Origin of the sequence: uncultured Anaerococcus sp. (genome assembly GCF_937934665.1) — a bacterium.
GTDB lineage: Bacteria > Bacillota > Clostridia > Tissierellales > Peptoniphilaceae > Anaerococcus.
In genome coordinates, this window is sequence record NZ_CALGYW010000026.1 from 1 (window position 1) to 8,421 (window position 8,421).

Consider the following 8,421-nt stretch of genomic DNA (forward strand, 5'->3'; position numbering starts at 1 on the left):
TTAGCCAAAGCCCCCCCATGAGGAAGAAAAACTCCCACTATCATAAGCAAAGCTAATATAAAAGATATGTACCTATTCTTAATTATATTTTTCATGTTCCCTCCTCAAAGCACAAAGCTGATAGACTTATCTCAGCATGCGAAAAATATTAAAAGTTGAATTTCATAAAGTATTTTTGTAATATATTTGTTTTCAGAAAATAACTATAACAATTTTCTTCTAGTTATACTTAACATATCATAAAAACGTTGAAAATACTATTAAAAAGTGTAAATAAAAAGACTTTATCAGGCAAAAAAACAATTATTTTTACCAAAACTTCTAAGAAAGTTATAAAAAAACAAAAAAATCAATTTTTCTTTTCTCTAGTAAGTATGTTTAGAGAAAAGAAAAAAGGACTGTTGCAGGTTGTGAGTAATTATCGTCCAATATAATATTGGAAAATTATTCTTTCTACAACAGACCTTTTAGTCTGAATATTTTCTGTTATATAGTGGCCTATACAATTTGGTTTCCGAACTAAAGCTCGACCATTCTGCCTCTGCCGCTCTTAGCCGCTAGGCAGGTTTGTCCTTCCATCAATCTTCTTTTAGAAGATTGGGATAGGCTTCGCATGGAGGGTCCTCAACGAGGCGATCTCTTTCTCGCTTCGCTGCGAACCACTCCGTGGAGGCCGCTCCCCTAGCCGCGGTGGCTTATCTCTCTCGCTTCGCTGCGAGGTGCTCCGCACGGGCCCTCTGCTCGCCGGGCAGGCGGGTTTAATACATAGGCATTTGTGGTGCTGCTGGCATTTGTGGTTCTTCTTCTTTTATGTCTGCTACAGCAGCTTCTGTTGTTAGGATCATTCCTGCTACGCTTACTGCGTTTTGTAGGGCTGATCTTGTTACTTTTGTTGGTTCTACGATTCCTGCTTCGAACATGTTTACAAACTTGTTTTCATAAGCATCGTAGCCTTCTTCTTTGTCACTGTTTTTAACTTTTTCTACTATTACAGATCCGTCTAGGCCTGCGTTTTCTACTATTTGTCTAAGTGGGGCTTCTAGGGCTCTTTCTATGATTAAGGCACCTGTTTTTTCGTCTCCTATTAGGCTTTCTCTTAGTTTTTCTACCTTATCGATTGCGCCTATTAGGACTACCCCACCACCTGCTACAATTCCTTCTTCTACTGCAGCTCTGGTTGCTGATAGGGCGTCTTCGATTCTGTATTTTTTCTCTTGCATTTCTGTTTCTGTGGCTGCACCTACGTTTATTACAGCAACTCCACCTGCAAGTTTAGCTAGTCTTTCTTGAAGTTTTTCTTTTTCGTATTCGCTTTCTTCTTTAGCTACTTGGCCTCTGATGTTTTCAACTCTTTCAGTTAGAGCTTCTTTGTCGCCCTTACCTTCTACTAATGTTGTGTTGTCTTTATCAACTTTTACTTTTTTAGCAGATCCAAGCATGTCTATTGTTGCTTCTTTTAGGTCCATGCCTAGTTCTTCGCTTATTACCTTGCCGCCTGTTAAGACTGCTATATCTTCAAGCATGGCTTTTCTTCTATCACCATAGCCAGGCGCTTTTACTGCTACTACGTTGAAGGTTCCTCTTAGTTTGTTTAGGATAAGAGTTGTAAGAGCTTCACCGTCTACGTCATCAGCAATAATTAGTAGTGGTCTTGATTCTTGAACGATTTGCTCTAATAGTGGCAATACTTCCTGGATATTTGAAATCTTTTTGTCTGTTAAGAGAATATATGGGTCATCAAGTTCTGCTATCATCTTTTCATTGTCTGTTGCCATGTAAGGTGATAGGTATCCCTTGTCAAATTGCATACCTTCTACTAGGTCTAGGTAGGTATCAGCTGTCTTTGATTCTTCAACTGTGATTACTCCGTCATTTCCAACCTTTTCCATAGCGTCAGCTATTAGCTTACCAATGTTTTGATCTTGTGATGAGATTGTTCCTACGTTTTCTATAGCTTGTTTGTCTTCAACTTCTTTTGAGTTTTCTTTGATGTAGTCTACAACTATATCAGTTGCCTTTTTTAGACCCTTGTTTAGGACAATTGGATTTGCACCTGCTGCTAGGTTTTTAAGTCCTTCTTTCATTACTGAATGAGCAAGGACTGTAGCTGTTGTTGTACCATCACCTGCTACGTCATTTGTTTTGGTTGCTACTTCTTTTACAAGTTGAGCTCCCATGTTTTCAAACCTATCTTCAAGTTCTATATCATTTGCAATTGTTACACCATCGTTTGTAATAGTTGGTGCTCCATAAGCCTTATCTAGGACTACGTTTCTGCCCTTTGGTCCAAGGGTTACTCTTACTGCATTAGCAAGTTTATCTATACCTTTTTCAAGACCCTCTCTTGCGTCTGTACCAAATTTAATATCTTTTGCCATTTTTTCCTCCTTAACCTTCTACTACTGCTAAGATGTCATTGTATTTAACTACGATAAATTCAGAATCATCTAGTTTTACATCTGTACCAGCGTATTGAGAATAAATAACCTTATCGCCTACTTTTAGCGAATCTTTTTTCTTTTCGTCATTTTCTATATCAGTGCTTATTGCAACTACTTCTGCATATTGTGGCTTCTCTTGCGCACTTTCTGGAAGTACTATGCCGCTTGCTGTAGTTTTTTCAGCTTCAGCTTTTTTTATTACGATCCTATCTCCGATTGGTTTTAAGTTCATATTATTTCCTCCTGTGAAAATAAAATAATGATAGCTTTTGTTTTTGTTAGCAGTCATCATTATCGAGTGCTAACTCCTAGTTATAGTATACTAAGATGTTTTTTTATTTCAAGAGCAAAGGCAAAATGCTTTTACTTATCCATGTAAAAGGCTATTCTCTCAACAAGTCTTACTATGTCTTTTTTATTTGTTGCACAAAGGGCAACTCTTATTCCCTTGACTGAAGGGATGGTAAAGATATTTTCTTTTTCAAGTTTTTCTACAAGGTTAAAGGCCTTATCAGTTGGAATAAAGGCAAAAAATCCACCGAAGTATGGTATTATATCTATCTTGTGTTTTTTAACTTCATCTACAAAGACATCTGCTCTTTCTCTTAGCATTTCTTTTAAAGATAAAAGTTCTTTATCGTATTCTTCCTTATTTTCATCTCTCGCAAGGTCAACTAATATCTTTTGTGGAGCGTGAACTCCGTTTGACCAGTTTACCCTGGCAGAATGCGCCATAGCAGCTTCGTATTCTTCTATGACTTCTTTTGAGCTTGATATGCCAACAGCAGCTCCACTTCTTAGGCCATAAGCAGTGTAGGCCTTGGACATGGAAAAAGCTACAAGGATAAAGAGGTTTTCCGGAAGGTCTTCAAACTTTTTAAAAAATCTTTTTTGTTCTCCATCACCTGCAAATTCGAGGTAGGCTACATCTATAATTAGGGTGATTTTTTTGCCCTCAGAGGCTGCTTTTTTAGAAGTTTCTAAAACATCATCCCATTCTTCATCTGATAGGGAATAGCCTGTTGGATTATTACCTGGAGAATTTATTATAGAAACTAAACGGTCATTATCTTTTAAGGCCTCATCTTGAGAGGCTTTATAGGCATCTAGATCAAATTTATAGTCTCTGGTAAAGAAATTGTAGGTCCTAAAGTCTCTATCAAATTCATTGCATATTTTTTGATAGGGTTGCCAAAAATAATCGTGGCAAATAACAGGATCTCCTACATCTGCGAAGGAGAATATCCCATTTCTGATAGCACCTGTACCCCCCGGGGTCGCTATAGCAGATAGGTAGGCATCTGGTCTATAGTCTTCAAAAAGAAGGTTTAGGACAGTTTCTCTAAAGTCCTTCTCACCTTCTATAGGAGCGTAGGATGCTATTAAGCCCCTATCCATGCTTTCTAATCTATTGTAGACAGAATCAAGGGCTATGATATTGCCCTCATCATCTGCTAGGGTTCCTAAAACTGCATTTATTACATTTTCCTTGCCAACTTTGGCCTGGGCGGCTTTTACCTTGGCATTTATCGAAAAAGCGAGGTCAGGTCCGTTGTCCTTGCCGCTTTTGTTAATTATCATTGTCATAAATATTCTCCTTTGCTAGGTTTTCTTATTATTATACCGAATTTTATCTTCCTTACTTGGGTTTTGAGGGTGGATTTGGGTATTAATTAGCAAAAGGGGGAAATAATGACTAAGTATAACAAAGAAGATTTAAGAAAAAAACTAACTGACATCCAATATGAAGTGACCCAAGAAAGTGGGACCGAAAGACCATTTTCATCTGAATATGACGACTTCTATGAGGATGGAATATATGTTGATATAGTATCCGGTGAGGCTCTTTTCTCATCTAGGGATAAGTATGATGCAGGCTGCGGTTGGCCTTCCTTTACCAAACCAATCGCCGGGACAGAGCTTACTGAAAAAGACGACTTTAAGCTTGCGAGAAAAAGAACTGAAGTAAGGAGCAAAGATGCTGATAGTCACCTGGGCCATGTCTTTAATGACGGACCAAAAGAGGCAACAGGACTTAGGTACTGCATAAACGGGGCAGCCCTTAAGTTTATCCCAAAGGATAAGCTTGAAGAAGAAGGCTACGGCGAATACCTAAAACTTTTCCAATAAAATCCTAAATAAGAATACAAAATTTTTGCAAATTCACATTACTTTTCAAAAAATTTGCCAATAGGAATCAATTTTAAAGATCAAAAAAGCTAAGCCTTGATTTACCAAAGCTTAGCTTTTTTTAATCTACTAATTCTTTTAATCTACCAGTAATCTTATAGTCTACTTTTTTTAGTTCTTCTATATTTTTAACCCCTAAAAGAGCCATGGTTATTTTTAGGCGCTTATTCATCTCTTTTAGGTAGTCGTAACAAGCTTCATAGCTTCCTAGAAGTAGGTATCTTAGGGCTTCTCCACTTACTGCTGCCATATCAGCCCCTATTATTAGGGCCTTGGCTAAATCTACTGCTGTTTTTATACCTCCAGATCCTATGATAAATACATCATCTGATAGGCTTCTTGCATCTATGATGGCCTTGGCAGTAGGTATGCCCCAACTATAAAATTCTTTATAATCAGATACAAAATCTCTCATATCTTCAATTTCTATAAAGTTTGTGCCACCTGTTCCTGACACATCTAGGTAGTTGATACCCGCATCTATAAGTTTTTTACAAACTTCCTTAGATAAGCCATTGCCAGTTTCTTTTACTATTAGTGGAAGATCCAATTTTTTTCTTAGATTTTTTATATTTTCGTAATAACCACTAAAATCCTTGTCGCCTTCTGGCATAAAAAGCTCTTGGGCCACATTTAGGTGGACTTGGATAGCATGGGCATCTATCATGCCTGCTGCATCTTTGAAATCTTCTAGACTTCTTTCCGCACCTAAATTTCCTATCCTAACTAGGTCCTTATCCCTTATAAGGGAGAAACTCTCTTCTGCACCAGTATCTTCTAAACCTATAGCCTGGCTTCCAACAGCCATAGGTATATTTAGGCTCTTGCAAATAGAAGATAAGTCTTCATTTATATCAGTACTTAACTCTCCTCCCCCTGTCATGGCATTTACCATAAGGGGCATGGAAATCTTCCTACCTAAAAACTCTATTGATGTATCAATTTCATCAAAATTTACATCTGATAAACTATTGTGATCTAGGTAAATATCTCCAAAAAGTGTGTCATTATAGTCAGATGTCTTTAAATAATTTTCAACATGCTCATCTTTTCTCTCGCGTCTTTTACTAATCATAAATCTCCCTAACTATTCTTCGTCTCCTCCACCTTCGCTAGTATCAACTGGTTGATCTAGGTCTAAACCTGGCTGGTATTCAACTACTCCCTGGTCTGGGGCAGGTTCTTTTGGCACGCTTACTTCTGGCACTGGCTCTTTTTCTACTTGGGGTGTTAGAGTTTCAGTGCTAGGTTCCGGCTTACTTTCCTGCTGGGTTTGCTTTTTAGGAACCTGTTTAACTGGTTTTTTCTTCTTAGGCTTGGTATTGTAATTATTTTCGTAAGAATTGTTATTCCTATTGTTAGTATTATTATTGTAATTGTTATTGTTATAGGAATTGTTATTATAGTTATTATTGTAAGTGTTGTTATTGTAATTATTGTTATAATTGTTGGAATTATAATTATTATTGTAATTATTATTGGTATTATAATTTGGCTCGTAGGTCTTAGGAGTGATTGTATTATTCTTAGGGAAAATATTTACCGGAGCCTGGTTATTTAGGCTAGAGTGGCTTGACTCTGGCAGGCCAGAATCTTCCTCAGTCCATTTTTTGAGTTTAAAGTCCCCAAAAACATCATCAACAATATCCCAAGTCTCCCTCTCATCTGGTATATAATAGGAAATCCTATTTATCGTAGCTTCCTCGCCTGGAACGATAAAGGTATCCACCTTATCAGATGAAAAATTTGGAATACTTTTTACCAGATCAACTATAGCACCCATAGGAAGGTTGGTCTTTACATATTTAATATAAGAAGAAATCACAGTCATCAAATTCATCTGGTTAGACTTCTCTACAGCCTGGTCAACCATGGCCTTAACAAAGTCTTGTTGGGCCTCGACTCTGCCTATGTCTCCATTATCATAAATATGTCTAGTCCTTAAATACCACATGGTATCTGTCCCATCAAAATGGTTCAATCCTGGTTTTACATCAAGAGTCCACTTTTTAATCTCAACACCCTCTGGCACTTCATAGTCAACCCCACCTATGGCATCGACTATTTCTACAAGGGCCTGGTAATTGACCTGAACATAGTAGTCTATATCTAGACCCAAGAAATTTCTTAGACTCTGAAGAGTTAGCTCTATACCACCAAATGCATGGGCGTGGTTTACCTTGTCATATGTGTTTCTCACAAGGACTCTAGAATCCCTAGGGATAGACATAAGCTTAATCGTACCATCATTGGTATTAGCCTTAACAAGCATAATTGTATCCGTACGGGTGAAATCCTCGTTATTTTCTTCACCTGCTGCCTTATCAACCCCAACCATGAGGATTAAATATTCATCTTTACTTGTCTTAACAGCCTGGTCTTCAAATGTCCCATCTGCGAACAAAGCTTGATTTGACCTTTGATCTAGGAAATCAAAAGCAAACTTACTAGCCACAAAAGATAGGGCAAAAACAAAAACCACGGCAAAAAATCTTCTAATTTTCATAATATTCCTTTTCTCGCTACATTATACCCTAAGTCCATCCTATCTTTAAGCTAGTTTTCAAAATATTTAGCAAAAAAACAAGCTAAAATCCCTTGATTTCTTGATTATTTCCTAAAATTAATTATAATTAGATTATTAATCATAAAAGAAATAAATATATATTGGAGTAATTATGGAAAAAAGAAATAAGTTTTCTTCAAAATGGGGCTTTATTATGGCCTGCGTGGGATCGGCAGTAGGACTTGCCAATGTCTGGGCCTTTCCCTACCAATTAGGTTCAAACGGTGGCCTAGCATTCTTACTACCCTACCTAGTCTTTGCTATAATCTTTGGCAGGGTAGGACTTGCAGCAGAAAATGCCATAGGCAGAAAATACAAGTCAGGACCCATGGTAGTTTACAAAGAAGCCTACAAAGAAAGAAACATGGAAAAATTTGGCAGGATAATAAGGTGGCTACCAATGCTAGGGGTAGGACTTCTAGCAATTGGTTACGCCGTAGTAATAACTTACGTCCTAAAAGCCCTAATAGACACCATCACAGGCAGACTCTTTTTAGTAGAAAGTGGAGTCTGGTTTGACAGCATATCAACTAGTGATTTTAGGGTAATAATCCCCCACCTCATCTTAATGGTCCTAGTCTACTTTGCCCTAGCCTACGAAACCAAGGGCATAGAAAAAACCAACAAACTAATAATGCCCCTGTTTTTTATACTCTTCCTTGTCCTTGCTATAAGAGTATTCTTCCTAGAAGGAGCCATGGGAGGCTATAAATTTATCTTTAACCTAGATATAGCTAAACTAAAAGATATCAAAACTTGGGTAGCGGCCATGGGCCAGGCCTTCTTCTCCCTATCCCTAGTAGGGACAGTAATGGTAGTCTACGGATCATACCTACCAGATGACGAAGATGTGATCAAGGCGTCGACCACCACAGCAGGCCTTGACACCCTATCAGCAATGATTTCAGCCTTTGTCATGCTACCAGCATGTTTTGCCTATGGATTTTCACCAACAAGTGGGCCAAAACTACTCTTTGTAGTATTGCCCCAAGCCCTAAAAGAAATGCCCCTAGGAAGGCTATATGCAATAATCTTATTCGTAGCCATAGTCTTTGCAGGCATCTCCTCCATCCAATCCATGCTAGAAACCATCACAGAAGCCATAGTCTATAGCTTTCCAAAACTGAAAAGAAAAGTCGTCCTAATCACCCTAATAGCTATAATCTACCTAGTAGGAATCTTTATAGAACCAATTTCAAAATGGGGCCCATGGATGGACATAGT

7 protein-coding genes are annotated in these 8,421 nt (G+C 37.9%); 2 read left to right on the plus strand and 5 right to left on the minus strand.

The annotated features are described in order from the left end of the window. Window positions 1-758: 758 nt before the first annotated feature. The 3 genes from groL to Q0410_RS01190 form a co-directional block, all read right to left on the minus strand. Entirely contained in the window at window positions 759-2,378 is a 1,620-nt protein-coding gene (gene groL / locus Q0410_RS01180; RefSeq protein WP_299031962.1) for a chaperonin GroEL, read from the minus strand. 10 nt (window positions 2,379-2,388) lie between these two features. Then, window positions 2,389-2,673, minus strand: a complete 285-nt coding sequence (gene groES / locus Q0410_RS01185) for a co-chaperone GroES (RefSeq protein WP_299031965.1) — start codon at window positions 2,671-2,673, stop codon at window positions 2,389-2,391. A gap of 131 nt (window positions 2,674-2,804) precedes the next feature. Next, on the minus strand, window positions 2,805-4,028 hold the full coding sequence (locus Q0410_RS01190) for a pyridoxal phosphate-dependent aminotransferase (protein ID WP_299031968.1): 1,224 nt from the start codon (window positions 4,026-4,028) through the stop codon (window positions 2,805-2,807). Between the two features lie 105 nt (window positions 4,029-4,133). On the opposite strand from Q0410_RS01190, the gene msrB reads away from it, so the two are divergent. Continuing rightward, the gene (gene msrB, locus Q0410_RS01195; RefSeq protein WP_299031971.1) at window positions 4,134-4,571 is read left to right on the plus strand and encodes a peptide-methionine (R)-S-oxide reductase MsrB; all 438 of its coding nucleotides are present in this window, start codon (window positions 4,134-4,136) and stop codon (window positions 4,569-4,571) included. Between the two features lie 121 nt (window positions 4,572-4,692). Here the strand turns inward: msrB and fni are convergent, their stop codons facing one another. After that, window positions 4,693-5,706, minus strand: coding sequence for a type 2 isopentenyl-diphosphate Delta-isomerase (gene fni, locus Q0410_RS01200; protein ID WP_299031974.1), 1,014 nt, complete (start codon window positions 5,704-5,706; stop codon window positions 4,693-4,695). Window positions 5,707-5,718: 12 nt separating this feature from the next. Next, complete coding sequence (locus tag Q0410_RS01205; protein WP_299031977.1) at window positions 5,719-7,137, minus strand: LCP family protein; 1,419 nt, start codon at window positions 7,135-7,137, stop codon at window positions 5,719-5,721. Between the two features lie 172 nt (window positions 7,138-7,309). Between Q0410_RS01205 and Q0410_RS01210 the strand changes: the two genes are divergently transcribed. Continuing rightward, on the plus strand, window positions 7,310-8,421 hold a 1,112-nt coding region (locus tag Q0410_RS01210), incomplete at its 3' end, for a sodium-dependent transporter (protein WP_299031979.1).

Excerpts from the sequence above, each read along its gene's own strand:
- Q0410_RS01205 (WP_299031977.1), bottom strand. The coding sequence starts at position 7,137 with ATGAAAATTAGAAGATTTTTTGCCGTGGTTTTTGTTTTTGCCCTATCT.
- fni (WP_299031974.1), bottom strand. The coding sequence starts at position 5,706 with ATGATTAGTAAAAGACGCGAGAGAAAAGATGAGCATGTTGAAAATTAT.
- Q0410_RS01190 (WP_299031968.1), bottom strand. The coding sequence starts at position 4,028 with ATGACAATGATAATTAACAAAAGCGGCAAGGACAACGGACCTGACCTC.
- groES (WP_299031965.1), bottom strand. The coding sequence starts at position 2,673 with ATGAACTTAAAACCAATCGGAGATAGGATCGTAATAAAAAAAGCTGAA.
- msrB (WP_299031971.1), top strand. The coding sequence starts at position 4,134 with ATGACTAAGTATAACAAAGAAGATTTAAGAAAAAAACTAACTGACATC.
- groL (WP_299031962.1), bottom strand. The coding sequence starts at position 2,378 with ATGGCAAAAGATATTAAATTTGGTACAGACGCAAGAGAGGGTCTTGAA.